This window comes from Bradyrhizobium sp. 1(2017), from assembly GCF_011602485.2.
Classification (GTDB): domain Bacteria; phylum Pseudomonadota; class Alphaproteobacteria; order Rhizobiales; family Xanthobacteraceae; genus Bradyrhizobium.
Genome location: NZ_CP050022.2, coordinates 3,613,515 through 3,634,031, shown reverse-complemented (window position 1 = coordinate 3,634,031; position 20,517 = coordinate 3,613,515). Strand labels below are relative to the sequence as shown.

Annotated in this window: 22 protein-coding genes; 6 read left to right on the top strand and 16 right to left on the bottom strand. The window is 64.2% G+C overall.

The window, feature by feature from the left end:
- Positions 1 to 201 precede the first annotated feature (201 nt).
- On the bottom strand, positions 202 to 1,824 hold the full coding sequence (locus HAP40_RS16940; RefSeq protein ID WP_166816741.1) for a peptide chain release factor 3: 1,623 nt from the start codon (positions 1,822 to 1,824) through the stop codon (positions 202 to 204).
- 158 nt (positions 1,825 to 1,982) lie between these two features.
- Here HAP40_RS16940 and sugE point away from each other — a divergent pair, with 158 nt between their 5' ends.
- Positions 1,983 to 2,297: a quaternary ammonium compound efflux SMR transporter SugE gene (gene sugE, locus HAP40_RS16935; protein ID WP_166816742.1), complete on the top strand. Its 315-nt coding sequence runs from the start codon at positions 1,983 to 1,985 to the stop codon at positions 2,295 to 2,297.
- Here the strand turns inward: sugE and HAP40_RS16930 are convergent.
- The 7 genes from HAP40_RS16930 to HAP40_RS16900 all read right to left on the bottom strand — a co-directional run bounded on the left by HAP40_RS16930 (position 2,290) and on the right by HAP40_RS16900 (position 8,763).
- Positions 2,290 to 3,297, bottom strand: coding sequence for an inorganic phosphate transporter (locus HAP40_RS16930; protein WP_166816743.1), 1,008 nt, complete (start codon positions 3,295 to 3,297; stop codon positions 2,290 to 2,292). The two genes, sugE and HAP40_RS16930, sit on opposite strands and share 8 nt — an antisense overlap.
- A gap of 9 nt (positions 3,298 to 3,306) precedes the next feature.
- A complete protein-coding gene (locus HAP40_RS16925; RefSeq protein ID WP_166816744.1) occupies positions 3,307 to 3,951 on the bottom strand; it encodes a DUF47 domain-containing protein in 645 nt (214 codons plus the stop codon).
- 155 nt (positions 3,952 to 4,106) lie between these two features.
- Positions 4,107 to 5,075, bottom strand: a complete 969-nt coding sequence (locus HAP40_RS16920) for a branched-chain amino acid ABC transporter permease (protein WP_166816745.1) — start codon at positions 5,073 to 5,075, stop codon at positions 4,107 to 4,109.
- 1 nt (position 5,076) lies between these two features.
- Complete coding sequence (locus HAP40_RS16915; RefSeq protein WP_166816746.1) at positions 5,077 to 5,940, bottom strand: branched-chain amino acid ABC transporter permease; 864 nt, start codon at positions 5,938 to 5,940, stop codon at positions 5,077 to 5,079.
- A 71-nt stretch (positions 5,941 to 6,011) separates the two neighbouring features.
- Positions 6,012 to 7,235 (bottom strand): ABC transporter substrate-binding protein, encoded by a 1,224-nt coding sequence (locus HAP40_RS16910; protein WP_166816747.1) that lies wholly within the window; start codon positions 7,233 to 7,235, stop codon positions 6,012 to 6,014.
- 33 nt (positions 7,236 to 7,268) lie between these two features.
- Entirely contained in the window at positions 7,269 to 8,015 is a 747-nt protein-coding gene (locus tag HAP40_RS16905) for an ABC transporter ATP-binding protein (protein ID WP_166816748.1), read from the bottom strand.
- A complete protein-coding gene (locus HAP40_RS16900; protein ID WP_018317619.1) occupies positions 8,008 to 8,763 on the bottom strand; it encodes an ABC transporter ATP-binding protein in 756 nt (251 codons plus the stop codon). Before HAP40_RS16900 ends, HAP40_RS16905 begins: the two co-directional genes overlap by 8 nt.
- Before the next feature lie 316 nt (positions 8,764 to 9,079).
- Between HAP40_RS16900 and HAP40_RS16895 the strand changes: the two genes are divergently transcribed.
- On the top strand, positions 9,080 to 9,760 hold the full coding sequence (locus HAP40_RS16895) for a PAS domain-containing protein (RefSeq protein WP_208024766.1): 681 nt from the start codon (positions 9,080 to 9,082) through the stop codon (positions 9,758 to 9,760).
- A 3-nt stretch (positions 9,761 to 9,763) separates the two neighbouring features.
- Here the strand turns inward: HAP40_RS16895 and HAP40_RS16890 are convergent, their stop codons facing one another.
- Positions 9,764 to 10,123: an ArsC family reductase gene (locus HAP40_RS16890; protein ID WP_166816749.1), complete on the bottom strand. Its 360-nt coding sequence runs from the start codon at positions 10,121 to 10,123 to the stop codon at positions 9,764 to 9,766.
- 104 nt (positions 10,124 to 10,227) lie between these two features.
- Between HAP40_RS16890 and HAP40_RS16885 the strand changes: the two genes are divergently transcribed.
- From HAP40_RS16885 to HAP40_RS16875, 3 genes are all read left to right on the top strand, one after another.
- Positions 10,228 to 10,599, top strand: a complete 372-nt coding sequence (locus HAP40_RS16885; protein WP_166816750.1) for a tRNA-binding protein — start codon at positions 10,228 to 10,230, stop codon at positions 10,597 to 10,599.
- 199 nt (positions 10,600 to 10,798) lie between these two features.
- On the top strand, positions 10,799 to 11,431 hold the full coding sequence (locus tag HAP40_RS16880; RefSeq protein ID WP_166816751.1) for a TetR/AcrR family transcriptional regulator: 633 nt from the start codon (positions 10,799 to 10,801) through the stop codon (positions 11,429 to 11,431).
- Between the two features lie 3 nt (positions 11,432 to 11,434).
- Positions 11,435 to 12,208 (top strand): sulfite exporter TauE/SafE family protein, encoded by a 774-nt coding sequence (locus HAP40_RS16875; RefSeq protein WP_166816752.1) that lies wholly within the window; start codon positions 11,435 to 11,437, stop codon positions 12,206 to 12,208.
- 7 nt (positions 12,209 to 12,215) lie between these two features.
- Here the strand turns inward: HAP40_RS16875 and HAP40_RS16870 are convergent, their stop codons facing one another.
- From HAP40_RS16870 to HAP40_RS16860, 3 genes are all read right to left on the bottom strand, one after another.
- Entirely contained in the window at positions 12,216 to 12,920 is a 705-nt protein-coding gene (locus tag HAP40_RS16870) for a glutathione S-transferase family protein (RefSeq protein ID WP_166816753.1), read from the bottom strand.
- An 85-nt stretch (positions 12,921 to 13,005) separates the two neighbouring features.
- Entirely contained in the window at positions 13,006 to 13,392 is a 387-nt protein-coding gene (locus HAP40_RS16865) for a hypothetical protein (protein WP_166810899.1), read from the bottom strand.
- A 148-nt stretch (positions 13,393 to 13,540) separates the two neighbouring features.
- A complete protein-coding gene (locus tag HAP40_RS16860) occupies positions 13,541 to 14,206 on the bottom strand; it encodes a DUF429 domain-containing protein (RefSeq protein ID WP_166819471.1) in 666 nt (221 codons plus the stop codon).
- Between the two features lie 538 nt (positions 14,207 to 14,744).
- On the opposite strand from HAP40_RS16860, the gene HAP40_RS16855 reads away from it, so the two are divergent.
- On the top strand, positions 14,745 to 16,085 hold the full coding sequence (locus HAP40_RS16855; protein ID WP_166816754.1) for an RtcB family protein: 1,341 nt from the start codon (positions 14,745 to 14,747) through the stop codon (positions 16,083 to 16,085).
- Positions 16,086 to 16,328: 243 nt separating this feature from the next.
- Here the strand turns inward: HAP40_RS16855 and HAP40_RS16850 are convergent, their stop codons facing one another.
- The 4 genes from HAP40_RS16850 to HAP40_RS16835 form a co-directional block, all read right to left on the bottom strand.
- Positions 16,329 to 17,513 (bottom strand): serine hydrolase domain-containing protein, encoded by a 1,185-nt coding sequence (locus tag HAP40_RS16850; protein ID WP_208024767.1) that lies wholly within the window; start codon positions 17,511 to 17,513, stop codon positions 16,329 to 16,331.
- Between the two features lie 69 nt (positions 17,514 to 17,582).
- Positions 17,583 to 18,275 (bottom strand): GNAT family N-acetyltransferase, encoded by a 693-nt coding sequence (locus HAP40_RS16845; protein WP_166816755.1) that lies wholly within the window; start codon positions 18,273 to 18,275, stop codon positions 17,583 to 17,585.
- 4 nt (positions 18,276 to 18,279) lie between these two features.
- Positions 18,280 to 18,627, bottom strand: a complete 348-nt coding sequence (locus HAP40_RS16840) for a Lin0512 family protein (RefSeq protein ID WP_018646107.1) — start codon at positions 18,625 to 18,627, stop codon at positions 18,280 to 18,282.
- A gap of 12 nt (positions 18,628 to 18,639) precedes the next feature.
- Positions 18,640 to 20,478, bottom strand: a complete 1,839-nt coding sequence (locus HAP40_RS16835) for a chloride channel protein (RefSeq protein ID WP_166816756.1) — start codon at positions 20,476 to 20,478, stop codon at positions 18,640 to 18,642.
- Positions 20,479 to 20,517 lie beyond the last annotated feature (39 nt).

Below are 20,517 nucleotides of genomic sequence, written 5' to 3'. Positions count from 1 at the left end.
ATGAACACGTCAACCCCACGCGCGTTCACAGGCTCGCGTTCAACTCCGGTGTCGTCGCCCGGCTCGACCGGCGACCCAGTACGCCGTGACGGTTGTGATTGAATCGATAGGCTGCGGCGTACTGGATGCCCCGGTCAAGCCGGGGCATGACACCGGTGGGTCTGGGGCCAGAGCCGAGGCATGGGCTGCCGGCGAGCCGCCCTACCCCTTCTTCTTGACGTCCTTGACGTTGGTGAACTCGATGCCCTCGGCGCGTTCCCTTGTGTAGCCGAGATAGAACTCGTTTCGCGCCAGATACACGGGATCGCCGTCGACATCGTCGGCGATGCTCGAGGTGTTGGCCGCTATGAACGTGTCGAGCTTCTTGCGGTCCTCCGAGGAGACCCAGCGCGCCAGCTGGAACTCGCTGACCTCGAACTCGACCGGCAGCGAATATTCCGCCTCCAGCCGCGCCTTGAGCACGTCGAGCTGCAGCGCGCCGACGACGCCGACCAGCGCCGGCGCACCGTCGCGCGGACGGAACACCTGCACCACGCCCTCTTCCGACATCTGCTGAAGCGCCTCCTTCAGCTTCTTCGCCTTCATCGCGTCGGTGAGACGGACGCGGCGGACGATTTCCGGCGCAAAGCTCGGCACGCCGACGAAGTTGAAATCCTCGCCCTCGGTCAGCGTGTCGCCGATGCGCAGCGTGCCATGATTGGGGATGCCGACGACGTCGCCGGCGAAGGCTTCGTCGGCGACCGAACGATCCTGCGCGAAGAAGAATTGCGGGCTCGACAGCGGCATGCTCTTGCCGGTGCGCACCAGCTTCGCCTTCATGCCGCGGCTGAGCTTGCCCGAACAGAGCCGCGCAAAGGCGATGCGGTCGCGGTGGTTCGGATCCATGTTGGCCTGGATCTTGAACACGAAGGCGCTCATGCGCGGATCGGTGGCCTCGACCTTGCGCTGGTCGCTGTCCTGCGCGCGCGGCTCGGGCGCGAACTTGCCGAGGCCTTCCAGCAGATCGCCGACGCCGAAATTGCGCAGCGCGCTGCCGAAATAGACCGGCGTCAAATGGCCCTCGCGAAACGCCTCCAGCTCGAACGGCTTCGACGCCTCGGTGACCAGCTCGAGCTCGTCCTTCACTGCGGAGACATCGAGATTGGCGCTGAGCTTGGCGAGCTCCTCGATCTCGATCTGCTGGGCCGCGCCGGTCTTGGCGCCGCCGCCTTCAAGCAGGCGCACGCCGCCATTGACGACGTCATAGGTGCCGAGGAAGTCGCGGCCGCGGCCGACCGGCCAGGTCATCGGCGTGGTGTCGAGCGCCAGCGTCTTCTCGATCTCGTCGAGCAACTCGAAGACGTCGCGGCTCTCGCGGTCCATCTTGTTGATGAAGGTGATGATCGGGATATCCCGAAGACGACACACCTCGAACAGTTTCCGGGTCCGCGCCTCGATGCCCTTGGCGGCGTCGATCACCATCACAGCGGAATCGACCGCGGTGAGCGTGCGGTAGGTGTCTTCCGAAAAGTCCTCGTGGCCCGGCGTGTCCAGCAGGTTGAAGACGAGGCCCTCGAACTCGAAGGTCATCACGGAGGTCACGACCGAGATGCCGCGCTCGCGCTCGATCTTCATCCAGTCCGACCGCGTGTTGCGCCGCTCGCCCTTGGCCTTGACCTGGCCGGCGAGGTTGATGGCACCGCCGAACAGAAGCAGCTTCTCCGTCAGCGTGGTCTTGCCGGCGTCGGGGTGAGAGATGATCGCAAACGTCCGCCGCCGCGCCACTTCAGCGGCAAGCGGGGAACGGGCCGGCGATTCGGCTGCGGTGGTGGCGATGTCGGACATGGCGGGAGCGTTTGGCAGGGAAAATGGGCCTGATCAAGCCTCATTTGGTGATTGCGGAACCCTCCGGCCAGCCCCATATCGGCTTTCGGGAGGGACGGCCCTCCTGTTCAGCAGCATATCAGCCGCGGGGACGACCCTGCCTTGCACGGAGGGTCGTCATGGCCTGGAGCATCCTGTTCGTCGCCGGTCTTCTCGAGATCACATGGGCGATTGGCCTGAAATACACCGAGGGTTTCACCAGGCTTGTTCCGTCCGTCGTCACGCTCGTCGCCATGGCCGGCAGCGTCATCCTGCTCGGATTCGCGCTCAAATCCCTCCCCGTCGGAACCGCCTACGCGGTCTGGACCGGGATCGGCGCGGTCGGCACCGCGACGCTTGGCATCATCCTCTTCGGCGAACCGGCGACCGCGTTCCGCCTCGCCAGCATCGGTCTGATCGTCGCCGGCATTGCGGGGCTGAAATTCGTCACCTGACGAAGATCTGGACCGCCCACCAAGTCAGCGCCGCGACAATGGCGGAGGCCGGGATCGTGATCACCCAGGCATAGACGATCGAGCTCGCGACGTTCCAGCGCACCGCCGAGACGCGGCGGGCGGCGCCGACGCCGACGATCGCGCCGGTGATGGTATGGGTGGTCGAGACGGGAACGCCGAGGAAAGTCGCCATGAAAAGGGTCACCGCGCCGCCGGTTTCGGCGCAGAACCCCTGCATCGGTGTCAATTTGGTGATGCGCAGGCCCATGGTGCGGACGATGCGCCAGCCACCCATCAGCGTGCCCAGCGCCATCGCGGCCTGGCAGGACAGCACCACCCAGAACGGCACCGAGAACTCGCTGCCGAGATGGCCCTGCGAATAGAGCAGCACGGCGATGATGCCCATGGTCTTCTGCGCGTCGTTGCCGCCGTGACCGAGCGAATAGAGCGAGGCGGAGGCAAATTGCAGGATGCGGAACGCACGATCGACTGCGAACGGCGTCGAGCGTACCGAGGCCCAGGACACGATGGCCACCAGCATCATCGCGAGCAGGAAGCCAACGAGGGGCGACAGCACGATGGCCAGCACCGTCTTGGACAGACCGCTCCATACGGCCGCCGAAATGCCCGCCTTGGCCATGCCGCCGCCGACGAGGCCGCCGATCAGCGCATGCGACGATGACGATGGAATGCCGAGACCCCAGGTCACGAGGTTCCAGACGATGGCGCCGACCAGGGCCGCAAAGATCACCTGGGCGTCGACCACCGCGGGGTCGATGATCCCGGTCCCGATGGTCTGGGCGACGTGCAGCCCGAACACCATGAAGGCGATGAAATTGAAGAAGGCGGCCCAGAACACCGCGAATTGCGGCCGCAGCACACGGGTCGAGACGATGGTCGCGATCGAATTGGCGGCATCGTGCAGGCCGTTCAGGAAATCGAACAGCAGTGCGACGGCGATCAGTCCGACCAGGATGGGAAGCCCCAGCGCTGCATCCACGGCGCGGCCCTACACTTGCTCGATGACGATGCTGTTGATCTCGTTGGCGACGTCGTCGAAGCGGTCGGCCACCTTTTCGAGGTGATCGTAGATCTCGACGCCGACGATGAAATCCATCGCATTGCCGTCGCGATGCTTGAGGAACAGCTCCTTCAACCCGATGTCGTGGAGATCGTCGACACGCCCCTCCAGCTTGCCCAGCTCTTCGGTGATCGCGGTCAGCATGGCGACGTTCGGACCGATCGACTGCATCAGCGGCAGCGCGCGTCCGACCAGATTGGCGCATTCGATCAGGAGCCCGCCGATCTCGCGCATCGGCGGCTCGAAGGCGCGGACCTCGAACAGCATCACCGCCTTCGCCGTCTGCTGCATCTGGTCGATGGCATCGTCCAGCGACGTGATCAGGTTCTTGATGTCGCCGCGGTCGAACGGGGTGATGAAGGTGCGGCGCACCGCCGTCAGCACCTCACGGGTGATGTTGTCGGCATCGTTCTCGAACTGGTTGACGCGCTGGCAATAGACCGGCGTCTCCTCGCCCCCGTTCAGCATGCCCTGGAGCGCGATTGCGCCCTGGATCACGGTCTGCGCATGGCGGTCGAACAGGTCGAAGAAGCGTTCCTCCTTGGGCAGGAAAGCACGAAACCATCGCATCATGGGGTAGGCTACCGGTTGGAAATGGTCAGGCCCGAACGGGCCGTCATGAAACTGTCATAGACCATTTTCGATCCGCGCGCGTGCCATCTCACGCCCGCGGAGCCGGGTCATCCACCGCTTTCAAGCAGCGGGTAAATCGAAGTCAGATCAGCAACTTAGAGCGATCGCCGGAAGTAATGCGCGATTTCCCCGATGACACCCCGGCGGAAGGTGAGCACGCAGATCACGAAGATCGCGCCCTGGATCACCGTCACCCATTGGCCGAAGCCCGCCAGATATTGCTGCATGGCGATGATGACGAAGGCGCCGACCACGGGACCAAAAATGGTTCCGAGACCGCCAACCAGCGTCATCAACACGACCTCGCCCGACATCGTCCAGTGCACGTCGGTGAGCGAGGCATTCTGCGCCACGAACACTTTCAGCGACCCGGCGAAACCTGCCAGCGTCCCCGACAGCACGAACGCCAGGAACTTGTACTGGTCGGTCCGGTAGCCCAGCGAGATCGCGCGCTGCTCGTTCTCGCGGATCGACTTCAGCACCTCGCCGAACGGCGAGTTGATGATGCGGAAGATCAAGAGGAAGCCGGCGAGGAACCCGACCAGCACGACGTAGTAAAGTACCGTCGGCTTGGAGAGATCGAGCACTCCGAACATGCGTCCCTGCGGAATGCCCTGGATGCCGTCCTCGCCATGGGTGAACGGCGCCTGGAGGTAGATGAAGTACAGAAGCTGCGACAGCGCCAGCGTGATCATCGAGAAATAGATGCCCTGGCGGCGGATCGAGATGTAGCCGGTGATGATCGAGAGCGCGAACGCCGCGACCACGCCGACGAGGATGCCGAGCTCTGGCGGCAGGGCCCACACCTTGAGCGCATGCGCGCTGCAATAGCCGGCCGTTCCCAGGAACATCGCATGGCCGAAGGACAGCAGGCCGCCGTAACCCACCAGCAGATTGAAGGCGCAGGCAAGCAGCGCAAAGCACAACGCCTGCATCACGAAGAACGGATAGACTCCCGTGAACGGCACCGCTGCCAGCAGCAGCGCCATCACCACAAACACCGTCATCTCGTCGCGCATCGCACGCGGGCTTGCCGGCAGCGTGTCGTCCGTCAGGGTTGTCATATCAGGCCGCCCTTCCCGTCAATCCCGTTGGCTTCACCAAGAGCACCAGCACCATCAGCACGAACACGACGGTGTTGGAGGCCTCGGGGTAGAAATACTTGGTCAGGCCCTCGATCACGCCCAGCGCAAAGCCGGTGATGATGGAGCCCATGATCGATCCCATGCCGCCGATCACCACCACCGCGAACACGACGATGATGAGGTCGGCGCCCATCAGCGGCCGCACCTGGTTGATCGGCGCCGAGAGCACGCCGGCGAGCGCGGCAAGGCCGACACCGAGACCGTAGGTCAGCGTGATCATGCGCGGAACGTTGATGCCGAAGGCGCGCACCAGCGTCGGGTTCTCAGTGGCGGCGCGCAGGTAAGCGCCGAGCTGCGTCTTCTCGATCAGGAACCAGGTCGCAAGGCACACCACCAGCGAGAACACGACGACCCAGCCGCGATAGACGGGTAAGAACATGAAGCCGAGATTCATGCCGCCCTTGAGCTGGTCCGGAATGGCGTAAGGCAGGCCGGAGGAGCCGAAATAATTCTGAAACAGGCCCTGCACGATCAGCGCGATGCCGAAGGTCAGGAGCAGGCCGTAGAGGTGATCGAGCCCGGTCAGCCATTGCAGCATGGTCCGTTCCAGGATCATGCCGAAGATGCCGACGATGATCGGCGCCAGCAACAACGCCCACCAATAGTTGATGCCGCCGAGGTTCAACAGGAAATAGGCGACGAAGGCGCCCATCATGTAGAGCGCGCCGTGGGCGAAATTGATGATGTTGAGCATGCCGAAGATCACGGCAAGCCCGAGACTGAGCAGCGCGTAGAACGAGCCGTTGATCAGTCCCACCAGTAGCTGAGCGTAAAGAGCCTGCATCGATCCCGCACCCGGTCCCTTCGGCGTTCCCTAGACCTGCCCGCCGGCAAGCAGCCGGCGGGCTATTGATCTTACTTCTTGAGCAGCGCGCACTTGCTCTCGGACAGCGGCGTGAACGCCTGGTCGCCCGGCACCGTGCCGACGAGCTTGTAGAAATCCCACGGCCCCTTGGATTCCGAGGGCTTCTTGACTTCGAACAGGTAGGCGCTGTGGATGGTGCGGCCGTTGGGCTGGATCTCGCCCTTGCCGAACAGATCGTCCTCGGTCGGCATCGACTTCATTTTCTCGACGATCTTGACGCCGTCATGCGGATTTCCGCCGAGCGCTTCCAGCGCCTTGAGGTAATGACGCACGCCCGCATAGACGCCGGCCTGCACCATGGTCGGCGGCGCATTGTTCTTCATCTTCTCCGCGAAGCGCTTGGAGAACGCCCGGGTCTGGTCGTTCATGTCCCAATAGAACGTCTCGGTGAAGTTGAGGCCTTGCGCCGTCTCCAGACCGATCGCTTTGACGTCGGTGAGGAACAGCAGCAGCGCCGCGAGCTTCTGACCGCCCTTGACGATGCCGAACTCGGCCGCCTGCTTGATCGTGTTCGTGGTGTCGCCGCCGGCATTGGCAAGGCCGATGATCTTGGCCTTGGAGGCCTGCGCCTGAAGCAGGAACGAGGAAAAATCCGGCGTGTTCAGCGGATGCTTGACGCCCCCCGCCACTTTGCCGCCGTTGGCGGTGATGACCGCCGTGGTGTCGCGCTCAAGCGCTGCGCCGAAGGCGTAGTCGGCCGTCAGGAAGAACCAGGTATCACCGCCGGCCTTCACCAGCGCCTGGCCGGTGGTATGAGCCAGCATGTAGGTGTCGTAGGTCCAGTGCACCGTGTTGGGCGAGCACTGCGCGTTGGTGAGGTCCGAGGTCGCCGCACCCGAATTGATGTAGACGCCGTTCTTTTCCTTGACGACGTTGTTGACGGCGAGCGCGACGCCCGAGTTCGGCACGTCGACGATGACGTCGACCTTGTCGACGTCGAACCATTGGCGCGCGATCGTGGTCCCGATGTCGGGCTTGTTCTGGTGGTCGCCCGAGATGATGTCGATCTTCCAGCCCTTCGCCGCCAAGCCGGAATCCTCGACGGCCATTCGTGCGGCGAGCGTCGAGCCCGGTCCGCCGAGGTCGGCGTAGAGCCCGGACTGATCGGACAGCGCGCCGATCTTGACGGTCTTGTCCTGCGCGGACGCGACGCCGGCCGCGGCGAAGCTCAGCGCCGTGGTCAGCAGCAATGACGCAATCGACTTGGTGTTCATGCAACTTTCCTTTTTCGATTCTTCTTTGGCGTACTAGACGCCGAGATAGGTGTGGAGCTTGTCCATGTTGGCGGCAAGCTCGGCGTTGGAGAACCCGTCAATGATCTTGCCGTGCTCGACCACGTAATAGCGGTCGGCCACGGTCGACGCGAAGCGGAAGTTCTGCTCGACCAGGAGAATGGTGAAGCCTTCCTTCTTGAGCCGCGCAATGGTGTGGCCGATCTGCTGGATGATCACAGGCGCAAGACCCTCGGTCGGCTCGTCCAGCATCAGGAAGCTCGCGCCGGTACGCAGGATGCGTGCAATCGCCAGCATCTGCTGCTCGCCGCCCGACAGCTTGGTGCCCTGGCTCTTGAGCCGCTCCCTCAGGTTCGGGAACAGGTCGAAGATCTGGTCGAGCGGCAGCCCGCCCTCGCGGACCACCGGCGGCAGCAACAAATTCTCCCGCACGTCGAGGCTGGAGAAGATCCCCCGTTCTTCCGGGCAGAAGGCGATGCCCATGCGTGCGATCTTGTCGGAGGTCGCGCGGATGATCTCCTGGTTGTTGAACTTCACCGAACCGGTACGCTTGCCGATGATGCCCATGATCGACTTCAGCGTGGTCGTCTTGCCGGCGCCGTTGCGCCCGAGCAGAGTGACGACCTCGCCCGCATTCACGTCGAAATTGATCCCGTGCAGGATGTGAGACTCGCCGTACCAGGATTCCAGGTTGCGGACCTGAAGGATCTGTCCGCCGGTCGCGGTCCTTGCCGGAGCCTCGGCGATCGCAGTGTCAGGCATGACCGGCTCCCAGATAGGCTTCCTTGACGCGCTCGTCCTTGGTGAGCTCGGAGTAATGGCCTTGCGCAAGCACCTGCCCGCGCGTCAGCACGGTGATGATATCGGAGAGATTGGCCACCACGCTCAGATTATGCTCGACCATCAGGATGGTATATTTCGCGGAGATACGCTTGATCAGCGCCGCGATCTTGTCGATGTCTTCGTGACCCATGCCGGCCATCGGCTCGTCCAGCAGCATCATCTCGGGGTCGAGCGCCAGCGTCGTTGCGATCTCCAGTGCGCGCTTGCGACCGTAGGGCATCTCGACGGCGGGCGTGTTGGCGAACTCGTTGAGGCCGACGTCGTTCAACAGCTCGCGCGCGCGATCGTTGAAGCGGTTGAGCACCGATTTGGAACGCCAGAAGTCGAACGAAGAGCCGTGCTGGCGCTGAAGCGCGACGCGAACATTCTCCAGCGCGGTAAGATGGGGAAACACCGCCGAAATCTGGAACGAACGAACGAGGCCCATGCGGGCCACGTCGGCCGGCGCCATCGCAGTGATGTCCTGCCCCTTGTACAGGATCTTTCCGGCAGACGGTTTCAGGAACTTGGTCAAAAGATTAAAGCATGTCGTCTTGCCGGCGCCGTTCGGGCCGATCAACGCATGAATGCTCCCACGGCGAACCTTGAGCGCAACGTCGCGGACGGCGAAGAAGCCCGCGAACTCCTTGGTCAAGCCTTCCGTTTCGAGAATGAACTCATCGGCCAAACAGATTTCCCCCTGCCCGCGCGACGCGCTGGCCGCGCGTGGCTGTCCTTGTTGCTTCGGCTTTCCGGAGGCCTTGGAGCCCATCCGGAACGCCGCCTCCGGGCGCGGAATATGCCGGAGGTGACGGGGGTTAGGCAAGGCGGAAAGCTGAGCAGATCAGGCCTCCGGCTGGGATACAAATGCTCCCTTAGTCGGAGACGTTGATGTCGTGCCTGCCCGGCCTCCCGGTTCGCAAAGCACCGGCCATCAAGTCGTCGTTAACGGTCTTTCGTCCCGCGCGCCAGCCTTCATAGAAAATTTTCCCGCAGCGAGCATCATGTGCAGGTTTTTACCTGCCGGGATTTTTGTTTTGGATTTCGCCAGCACCGCGCCCTCCGTCGTCAAGTCGATCAGGCAGCGTGATCTCCTGAACACGTGGCTGCGACTTTATGCGCGCCAGCAGGTCGCACCGGCGATCTGGGAGTACCAGCCTGCGCGGCTCGAGGAAGAGCTGTCCGATCTCATCTATTACACGGTGGACCGCTCGGGGCCGATGCCGCACCTGATCATCCAGAGCGAAGGCACGCGCATCTCGCGCGCCTATGGGCACACCGGCAAGGGAATCCTGCTGCAAGACTATGTCGGACCGCGGCTCGCGCCGTTCGTGATGCCGATCTATCACGAATGCGTCGCGCGCGGGCTTCCGGTCTACAGCGTTGCCGACGTCGATGACATCTATGGACGCAACGTCGCCTATGAACGCCTGCTGCTGCCGTTCCTGACCGATGACAAGGTCAGCCACGTCATCGCGTCCGTGAAGACCTTTTGCGAGGACGGAGGCTTCGAGATCAAGAACCTGATGCGCGGAAATGACGCGCCGCCGCGTCCCAGGCTGCGCGCCGTGATCGACCGCGACCTGTTTCATCGCGCGCCTGGCCGCATCGCGGCGGCCGACGTGGTCGAGCTCGCCGACCAGTCCGGCCCAAGTGTCGCCACCGAGACCATCGAGCTGAACTAGCCTTTAGCGGGTCTTGGCCCCGACTTCCTTGGCATAAATCTCCGGCTTGAAGCCGACCAGCAGCTTGCCCCCAACTTCGAGCACGGGCCGCTTGATCATCGATGGTTGCGCTAGCATCAAGACCAGCGCCTTCTTCTCGCTGAGGCCGTCCTTGTCGGAATCGGGCAGCTTCTTGAAGGTGGTGCCGGCGCGGTTGAGCAACGTCTCCCAGCCGACCTTATCGCTCCACTGCTTGAGCTTGTCCTTCTCGACGCCGGCCGCCTTGTAGTCGTGGAATTCATACGCGACGCCATGGCCGTCGAGCCATGCACGCGCCTTCTTCATGGTGTCGCAGTTCTTGATGCCGTAGATGATGTTGGCCAAGACGTCCCTCGTGCATGCGTCGTATCGTGATCCCCTGGCGTTGTACGAAACTCCGGTTCGCGCGACAATATTGCGAACGAGCCCATCCTCCGAACGGAAAGACCATGCACGTCACCCACGATCCCGCGGCCGCCGCCTCGCCGACCATCGATTTCAACAGCTTCCTCGCGGTCGACATCCGCGTCGGCACCATCGTGGACGCCAAACCGTTTCCCGAGGCACGCAAGCCGGCCTTTCGGCTGTGGATCGACTTCGGCCCTGCGATCGGGGTTCGCAAGAGCTCGGCGCAGATCACCGAGAACCATCCGCTCGAGACGCTGGTGGGCCAACAGGTCGCCGCCGTCGTCAATTTCCCGCCGCGCCAGATCGGCCCCGTCGTCTCCGAGGTGCTGACGCTCGGCTTCCCCGATGCCGAGGGCAAGGTCGTGCTGGTGCAGCCGAGCAAGCCCGTGCCGAACGGCGGACGGTTGTTCTAGCGGCAGCCATCGAGGATGGCGCCGTCACCATCCACGCGACGGCTGAATCATCCAATTTTCCGGTCACGGGCTTGACCAAAAGGGTCTTTGTGAATAAAAAAGACTGACTGATCGTTTTTTATTTGATCCGGCTTGGGTCAAGGGATTCCTGGCTAGTCTCTAAAACGATCGAGCTGTCGGTTATTTATGAGCACCGCAGATGCCCAAGATCAGCGACAAGCAACGCGAAGGCCGGCGGCAGCAGATTCTCGAAGCTGCGCTCGCCTGCTTCGCCGACGATGGTTTTCACCAGACCGGCATGGCCGACATCGTCAAACGGTCGGGCTTGAGCCATGGCGCGGTCTATCTCTACTTCCAGAGCAAGGACGACCTGATCGAGGCCCTCGCCGACGACCGGCATCGTCGCGAAGCCGTGCTCAACTCAGTGGCGCAGGGATCGGGCGATCCGATCGAAGGACTTCACGCACTGGTTCGCGTCTACACGGAATGGCTGACCGACCCGGCGGGTGAAGCGCGCCGCCGTGTCGGCATTCACAGCTGGGCCGAAGCCCTGCGCAACCGCCGCGTCCGCGCCAGCGTCGTCGAAGGCATCGACATGCCGCGCGCGCTGATCGTGGCGCTGGTGGAGCGCGGCCAGCATGACGGCCTGATCAAGCGCGACCTCGACGCGGACGCCGTGGCGCGGGTGCTGATCGCGATCTTTCAGGGTTTTGTCCTGCAAAAATGCTGGGGCGAGCAAATCGACGTCGAAGCCTGCATGGCTGCCACCGGCAGCGTGATCGAAGGATTCCGCACGACAAGACGAAGTGTCGGGCGACGAACCAGGGCGTGAGCAATGCCATGGATCCATGAACTGCTCGCCGGGATCGGCGTCGGCCTTGCCGGAGGGCTGACCTCCGGCTTCATGGGCGTGAGCCCGGGTGGCGGCCTCGTGATCTTCTCCGTGCTGCTGCTCGGCGCCGAACAGCACGTCGCGCAGGGCACGTCGCTGATCGCGCAGGTGCCTCCGACGGGCCTTGCGGGCGTGCGCCGCTACTGGCAGAGCGGCAAGCGCAGTCCGCTGCCGTGGATCATCTGGATTGGCGTCGGTTTCCTGGTCGGCGGCATCAGCGGCGGCTACGCCGCGGCCGCCGTCTCCGACTCGTTCCTGCAATGGGCTTATGTGGTCTATCTCGTCGCACTGATCGCGGCGTTGGTCCTGCGGCGTGAGCGCGGCGACGCAGATGACGAGACCACGGCCCAACGCGAACTGCCCTGGCTCCCCCTCCTTCTCGTCGGCACGCTCGCCGGCTTCTCCTCGGGCTTCATGGGCATCGGCGGCGGCCTCGCGATCACGGTCGGCCTCGCCGCGGGCCTGCGCGTACCGCAGCACCAGGCGCAACTGGTCAGCCTCATCTTCTCGGTCATACCGACCACCGTTCCTCCGGCCTGGATCTACTGGACCAAAGGCCTCGTGGTCGGCTGGCCCGCCATCATCGGCATCCTCGCCGGTCTATGGGTGGGCACCGATTTCGGCGCACGCATGGCCAATGGCGTCGGCAAATCGCTGCTGCGCCGGATGATGGTCGGCTTCGTCGCGATGATGGCGCTCTACATGACAAGGCGCTAAGCTAGATTTACGGCCGCTTCGGAATGTTCAGCCCGCGCTGCACCGCCGGACGCGCCAGCCCGCGCTCAAGCCAGGCGCCAACCGACTTGAATTGGCTGAACTGGACGAGATCGCCGGCGCCGTAGAATCCGATGAGATTGCGCACCCAGCCGAGCATCGAGATGTCGGCGATGGTGTAGTCGTCATCCATGAACCATTGCCGGCCGGCAAGATGCGTCTCCATCACGCCGAGCAGGCGCTTGGACTCGCTCACGTAACGTTCGAGCGGCCGCTTGTCCTCGAAATCCTTGCCGGCGAATTTGTGGAAGAAGCCGACCTGGCCGAACATCGGCCCGATGCCCCCCATCTGGAAATGCACCCACTGGATGGTCTGATAGCGGCGCGCGGCGTCCTGCGGCAGAAGCTTGCCGGACTTCTCGGCGAGGTATTGCAGGATCGCCCCGGACTCGAACAACGGCAGCGGCTTGCCGCCGGGGCCGTTGGGATCGAGGATCGCCGGGATCTTGCCGTTCGGATTGAGCGAGAGGAACTCGGCCGTCTTCTGGTCGTCCTTGCCGAAATCGACGAGATGGACCTCGTAAGGCAGTCCGATCTCCTCCAGCATGATCGAGACCTTGACGCCGTTCGGGGTGGGCAAGGAATAGAGCTGAAGCAGTTCGGGATGTTTCGCCGGCCAACGTTTGGTGACGGGAAAGGTGGACAGATCGGGCATCGGGACCTTTGGTGCATCGACTGAGGCGTGCCCAATCTAGGCAAGACGCCGCGCGGCGCAAGTCACTCTTCGTCCCGGGGCGTGCTTAGGGTGGCAGCGTCGCCATCGCGACGATCGGGATCCTCACTTGATGTTGCAGTCGATACTCGATGAACTGTTGACCTGTGACCAACAGCAGGGCCGTAAAGGCAATCGCGAGCATCGCGGTTGCCAATTGGCAGGCGTCGTACATGGCAATGAGTCCCTCAGCAGCCTCTTGCGTCAACGTCGGCTCGAAGGCCATGTTCCTGGCCTGCCCGAAAATATTGCTATTTTTTCCCGACCTCCTAAACGAAGACATCGCACTATTCCGCTCCTGTGCGAAGGGACCATTGCGCCTTCCATGCGTTGTCGCTGGATGATGAGCATCGAGAAGCGCGCCCTCCTGGACCATGCTGAGCGGTGCCGCCGCGTCGCCGGCGAGCTTGCGCATCGCGACGCTGCGCAGCGGTTGCAGGCAATGGCCGAGGATTACGAGGCACGAGCCGCAAGTCTGGACGAGGACGGAGTCCGCGCCAAGCAAGATCATCATCGTCGCAGCTATGCAGGAAACGGAAGCACGCGCGAGAGATGACCGGGCTTCAATAATTGATCTCCATCCGCAGGCCGCGCGGATCGGTCTTGCCGTCACCGACGGAGTGCGTGCTGTCGCGCGCCGCGACCGCGCAGGCGCAGGCATCGATGAGATCGTCGCGGCCGATGCCGGTGCCGTGGCGCAGCGTCAGCCATCTTTCGATTCTGGTGAAGCCTCGAGCTTTCAGCAGGGCAATGCGCTGCTCGCGGCCGCGCGGCGACGTCTTCGGTTCGAGCCGAACGCGTCCGGCCAGATTCCAGAAGATCAATTCCGGATGCGCTTCACCTATGGTCGCCTGCCGCGCCGGTGTCATGATCTCGTCGACCTCCTTGAGCTTGTCCCTGATGTTCCAGAGCTGCGCCGATACGCCCCTGCCCTTGCCTTCGTGCGTCCAATAGAAGCGGTTGGCCGCGGCCATGTCGGGAAAGGTCCAGAGGTCGCGGCGCGCACCAAGGAACACGGAGGCGCCGATCAGCTCACGCGCACGCAGGTCGCAAGCGCGATAGCCGCTTCGGTCGAGGCCGATCGGCATGTCGATCATCGCACGCGCATGCGCGATCGCGAGCAGCCGCGTCAGGCCCGGCGAATAATCGAAGCCGTGATCGCCACGCCCGTCGATCCAGGCCGCAACCCAGCCGAAGCGAAAGCCGTCGAGGCCGAGATAGTTTGGCACGTCGCACATCCGTCACTCTGCAGTTTCATGCGCGCCTCGCTTGACACCCGCAAGTTGCGAGCGTATGTCCCCGCGGCCTCGCGAGCACTTCCGTTCCCGACCAACACATGAACCGAGCGATGTCATACCGCTACGAAATCCTAGTCTGCATATCGAATGGCCTGAGACCAGTCGATATTGCACGCCCGGCTCATGGGAACGATCTTGCCTGACCGCAAGATCGACAGTCCGCTTCTCACGGACCCTCCCGAGCCTGCCGCTCCGGAGGGTTTTTTGTTGCCCGCCGCGCGGCCCAACCGAACATCCCGGCAATGGCCGGAACGGGGGACCCGAATCCCGGGGCTCGCGCTGAGAAGGCGCGTGCTCAAATGCGCATCGTGTCGACGTTATCTTCGATGCCGCGGTCGCGTGGATCGCGGCGGCGAAGATAACGTTGAACCGATGCGCATCGACGACGGCCCCCGGGGCCAGCACAGTTACTGGCCAATCCGCGTACATCTCCATGGTGCGCGCGGGACGTGAAGCAGGAATCAAGACCATGCGACGACCCGATCCCTATATGGAACGCGCCCGCGAGCTCTGCCTCGCCGCCGGCGTCGATCCCGACTCGCGCGTCGGCGAAGGACGCGGCCAGCCGGCCTGGTGCCTTTACAAGGACGCCGCGCGCAAGGAGCATCTTGCCCGCGAGGCCAATGCGACCGCGAGATCGATCGCCGAGCTCCGAATGCAGGACGCTCGCTTCCAGAACGCGCCGCTGAAGGTGTTCGGCCCGCACGAGGAAGCGACCATCGCGCAGATGCGCAACTGCATGGCGGTCGGCAACGTCGTGTCCGGCGTGATCTGCGCCGACGGCCATCTCGGTTACGCCCAGCCGGTCGGCGGGGTCATCGCCTATGAGAAGCAGATCAGCATCTCCGGCGTCGGCTTTGACATCGGGTGCGGCAACATGGCGGCCCGGCTCGACACGCGCTTCGACGACATCGCGGGTCTCGTGCCCACGATCATCCGCGACGTCGTCAGGACGATCTCGTTCGGCGTCGGCCGCGCCAACGCGGAGCGCGCCGAGCACGATCTGTTCGACGACGGCGATGCCTGGCGCGAGAGCGACATGGAGGCCTACCGTCAGAAGGCGGTGAGCCAGCTCGGCACGGTCGGATCGGGCAACCACTATGTCGACCTCATGCGCGACGAGGAAGGCTTCGTCTGGATCGGCGTCCATTTCGGAAGCCGCGGTCTCGGGCATACCTCCGCGACGCGCTACCTCAAGGCCGCCGGCGGCAAGGACGGCATGAACGTCCCGCCCGCCGTGGTCGACGAGGATAGCGAGCTTGGCCGCCGCTACATCGCGGCGATGCAGCTCGCCGGGCGTTACGCCTATGCGGGCCGCGAGTGGGTCGTCGAGCGCGTCCGCCAGATCATCGGCGGCAGCGTGACCGAGAGCGTGCACAACCACCACAACTATGCCTGGCGTGAGACCCACGACGGCAAGGATCTGTGGGTGGTGCGCAAGGGCGCGACGCCGGCGTTTCCCGGCCAGAAGGGATTCGTCGGCGGCTCCATGGGCGACGACGCCGTCATCCTCGAAGGCATCGACAGCCCGGAGGCCAAGGCTTCGCTCTACTCGACCGTGCACGGTGCCGGCCGCCTGTTCGGACGACGGGAGGCGAAGCGGCGCTTCTCGCGCACGGAGATGGACCGCTGGCTCAGCGAGCGCGGCGTCACCTTGATCGGTGCCGACCTCGACGAGAGCCCGATGGCCTATCGCCGCCTGCCCGACGTGCTGGCGCAGCACGCGGGCACCGTGCGGGTGCTGCACACGCTGCGGCCGTTCGCCGTCACCATGGCCGGCGAAGGCGAGTTCGATCCTTGGAAGGACTGACGCAAAGAGCGGGCGGGTAGCCAGGCCTCCCGCCCGCATCACCTCGTTTTCTCTTCGATCTCATCTCGTCAGATATTCGCGCATCCGGGCGCGGGCGCGATGCCGGCGGGCCTTCACGGTCTGCCTGGAGGCGCCGAGCTGCGGCAGATCGCGCGTGCATAACGGCGGATGTCGGGCTGCGCCGTCTCCAAGAGCCCCGATCCCCGAAAAGCATTCGCGGTGCCGGAAGAGATTCTCTCCCGATCAGCATCCCACCGCCTGATAGGCCAGGCGCTTGAACTCGAAGAAGAATGGATTCCAGAAGCCCATGTAACGCTGGGTCATCAGCACTCCGGCGGTATTGGCCTCAGGGCAGATCCACCAATGGGTGCCCGCAAGACCGCCCCACTGGAACTCGCCGGTCGAATTCGGGGGATCGAACGGCGTCGGCGCGAAGGCGACGGCGCCGCCAAGACCAAAGCCCTTACCGGGGATCGGCCCGAGATTGGCGAAGCGGATGGTCTGGCCCGCCGGCAGCTGGTTCGTCATCATCAGCCGCAACGTCTCCGGCTTCAGCAGCGCGTCCGACCCTGGCAACAATGCCCGCACCAGCGCGAGCATGTCCGGCAGGGTGGAGACCAGACCGCCGCCGCCCGAGAGCCGTGGGAATGGCCGCCGATAGGCTTGCGGAAAGGGAAGATTGTCCGCGCGCGTGAGCCCGGGCTTCATGGGATCGAGCACATCAGCGCCATTATAGAGCGCGACCAGCCTGCCCTGCTGCGCTTCCGGAACGTAAAAGCCGGTATCGGTCATGCCGAGGGAATCGAAGATGCGCGCCTTGAGGAAGGCGTCGAGCGGCTGGCCGGAGACCACCTCGACGACACGGCCGAGCACGTCGGTCGCCACCGAATATTCCCAGCCGGTACCGGGATGATAGGACAGCGGCAGACCGGCGAGCTGGTCGATCATGTCGGCGAGCGGCGTCAGCGGATTGAGGATGCGCGCCTCGTTGTAGCCCTTGAACAGCACCGTGCCGGGATCGAAGATGCCGTAGCTGAGGCCGGATGTGTGAGTCAGAAGCTGCCGGATCGTGATCGAGCCATTTGCCGGCTCGACATCGGCGAGGCTCGAAGCCCCCTCCTTCAGCACCTTGCGATTGCCAAGCTGCGGCAGGAATTTTTCGACGGGGTCATCGAGCCCGATGCGGCCGTCCTCGACGAGCAGCATGACGGCGCAGGTGACGAAGATCTTGGTATTGGAGAACGCACGGAAGATATGATCGGGGGCAAGCGCGGTGCCAGATTCGCGGTCGGCGAAGCCGACGCATTGCTGGTCGACGATTTCGCGGCCGCGCAGCACCGCCCAGGACACCCCGGGGATGATCTCCTGATCGACGTAGCGTTGCATCGCCGTCCGCGCGGCGGAAAAATCAGGCGTCCTGGCGTCCATGCGTTTCCCCAAATGATGACTCGGACGGATATAGCGCGAATTCGCGGGATATGAAGCCCGCGCTGCAGCTTATTCCTGTTTCATCAGCGCGGTGACGTGCAGGCGACGGCGAATGCGCATACCCTGCCGCTGGTACAGCGCGATCGCCGACGTGTTGTGGGAAAACACGTGCAGGAACGGAATTTCGCCGCGCGCCTCGATCTGACGCGCGACCGCCGCCAGCAACGCCTGCGCATAGCCGCGCCCGCGATGATCGGGATGCACGCAGACGGCCGTCATCTCGGTGAAATTGCCGGGCTTCATCCGCTCGCCGGTCATCGCCACCAGTTCGCCGCCGGCACGGATGCCGAAGAACGTGCCGAGTTGGTGCGTCCGCGCCGCGAATGGGCCCGGCTTGGTCAGTTCGGTCAGCGCCATCATGGCGGGCACGTCGGCGGCGCCCAGCGTCACGATCTCCGCATCGCGCAATGGGCTGTCGGCCGGCGACCCGATCATCTGCTCGCCGGACTCAGCGAGCACCACCTTGAAGCCGGCGGGCACGTCGACCGGGTCAGGCGTGAACAGCGCGGCGACCTGCGAACCCGACATGACATCGCCGAGCGCGGCAAAGCTCGCCGCGGACATGTCGACCATGTCGGCGAAGGGCGTCATGTCCACGGGATAACGCAACGCTCGCGGGCCGCCTTCGGCCAGATGCTTCTGGCTCGTCGTCAGCGCGCTCCAGATCGGACGATCCAGCAGCGCCACATCGCTGTTGGACACCGGCCTAGTCCTTGTCAAAGCTGACGATCACCGCCGCATTGGCAATCAGGATGGGATCGTTGGCTACTTCCGTGGCCGAGGGAATCTCCAGCCCGCCCTTGACCGCGGTCACGGTGACCGTGCCGTAAGGCAGCTCCTTGGCCACCGCCTCCTTGTCGACGGCTTCGGGATTGGGCACTCCGATCGTGACATCGACGAACATGTCGTTCGCGGTCTTGCCGATCATCCGGAAGAAGCCGAGGCTCGAATGCCTGATCGCATCCGACACCGCGCGCTTTGCCGCCTTGGTAGCGTCCCTGCCGTGGACGTCGACGCCCATGCCCATCTCGGTGACACAACGAACGCGGGTCATTTTCTGTTCCTGTCAGTGCTGGAGTTCAGAGGGGCGACCTTCCGCGATCCGCGCCTCCGGCACAAGCGCCTTTTCGCGCAGGAAATATACGTTGCGATCCTCCTCCTGTGCGTTCACGACCGTGCGAATTCGCAGCAGATCCTTGCGCGCGATCAGGCCGACCACGCGATGGCCGGTGCGGTCGACCACCGGCAGCCGTCCGAGATCGGAGACGACCATGAGATCCGCCACCTGCCCCAGCACGTCGTCAGGATAAGCCACCACGCCGGAGGTGTCCGAGACGACATCATCGAGCGTCGCCGCCTGATGATCGCCCTCGGTGCGCCAGCGCAGCACGTCGGCGCGGGTGACCATCCCGGACAGCCGGCCGTCGGCGGTGATGACAGGATAGGATTTGTGACGGCGCTGATCCGAGGTGAAGAAAGCAACCGCCGCGTCGATCGACATGTCCACCGGCAGCGTCTCGACCTTCGTGACCATGACATCGGCGGCCCGCAGCAGTTCGAACGGATCGATCGCGTATTCGCGCGTGATGTGCTGACCGCGGCGCGCGATCTTTTCGGTCAGGATCGAGCGCTTCAGCAGCAGCACGGTGACGGCGTGCGCCGCGCCGGTCGCCGCGAGCAACGGTAGCAGCATGTCGATGTTGCCGGTCAACTCGATCGCAAACATCACGCCCGTCAGCGGTGACCGCATCGTGCCGCCCATCATCGCAGCCATGCCGACCAGCGCCCAGAATGACGCGCCTCCGGGCAGGACCAGCCCTTCCATCCATCCGGCCGTGCCGCCGAGGATGAGCAGCGGCGCCAGCACGCCGCCTGACGTGCCCGAGCCCAACGCGATCACCCAGACGGCGGACTTGACCAGCAGCAGCCGTATCGCCTCGTCGCGCACCATGTGGCCGGACAAGAGGTCGGCGATGACGTCGTAGCCGACGCCGAGCGCGCGCGGATCGACGAGGCCGCCGAGCCCGACGACAAGGCCGCCGAGCATCGGCCACCACATCCAGTGCACCGGCAGATGTTCGAACAGATCCTCGATCGCGTAGAGTAGCCGCGTCATCAGTCCAGATTGCAGGCCGGCAACGACGCCGACGCCAACCGCAGCGACGAGGCCCCACCATGGCAGGTCCGGCCGTTCGGCGAACGGAAACAGCGGCCCCGTTCCGAACAGCAGCGGCCGCCACGCGGCCGAGATCACCGCACCCGTCACCACGGGCAGGAAGCTGCGCGGCTTCCATTCGAACAACAACAGCTCGACTGCGAGCAGGACGGCCGCGATGGGCGTGCCGAAGATCGCGGTCATGCCGGCCGCAGCGCCCGCGACCAGCAGGGTCTTGCGCTCGGCTGCGGTGAGATGAAAGCACTGCGCGAAGATCGAGCCGATCGCGCCGCCGGTCATGATGATCGGCCCTTCGGCGCCGAACGGCCCGCCGCTCCCGATCGACACCGCCGACGACAATGGCTTCAGGATGGCGACCTTGGGCTGCATGCGGCTTCCGCCGATCAGGATCGCCTCGATCGCTTCGGGGATGCCATGACCGCGGATCTTCTCCGAGCCGAACCGCGCCATCAATCCGATCAAGAGACCGCCGGCCGCCGGCGCCAGAACCATCCAGATCCCCGGATGGGCGTCCGCCAGCGACACGTTCTCGGTGCTGAAATGACCGAACCAGACCAGATTGGTGACGAGGGCGATCAGCTTCAGCAGGACCCATGCGGCTCCGGCGCCGAGGCTGCCCACCAGCAGGGCCATGCCGATCAGGACCAGCACCCGGCGGTCGGCGGTGAAATCTCCGGGCTTGCCGCGAGAACGCGGGAGGCCGCCGGTTATGTCCAGGGTCTGGCGCATGGATTGCTCGTGTCGGGAGGATCGTTCGCGCTGCCAATA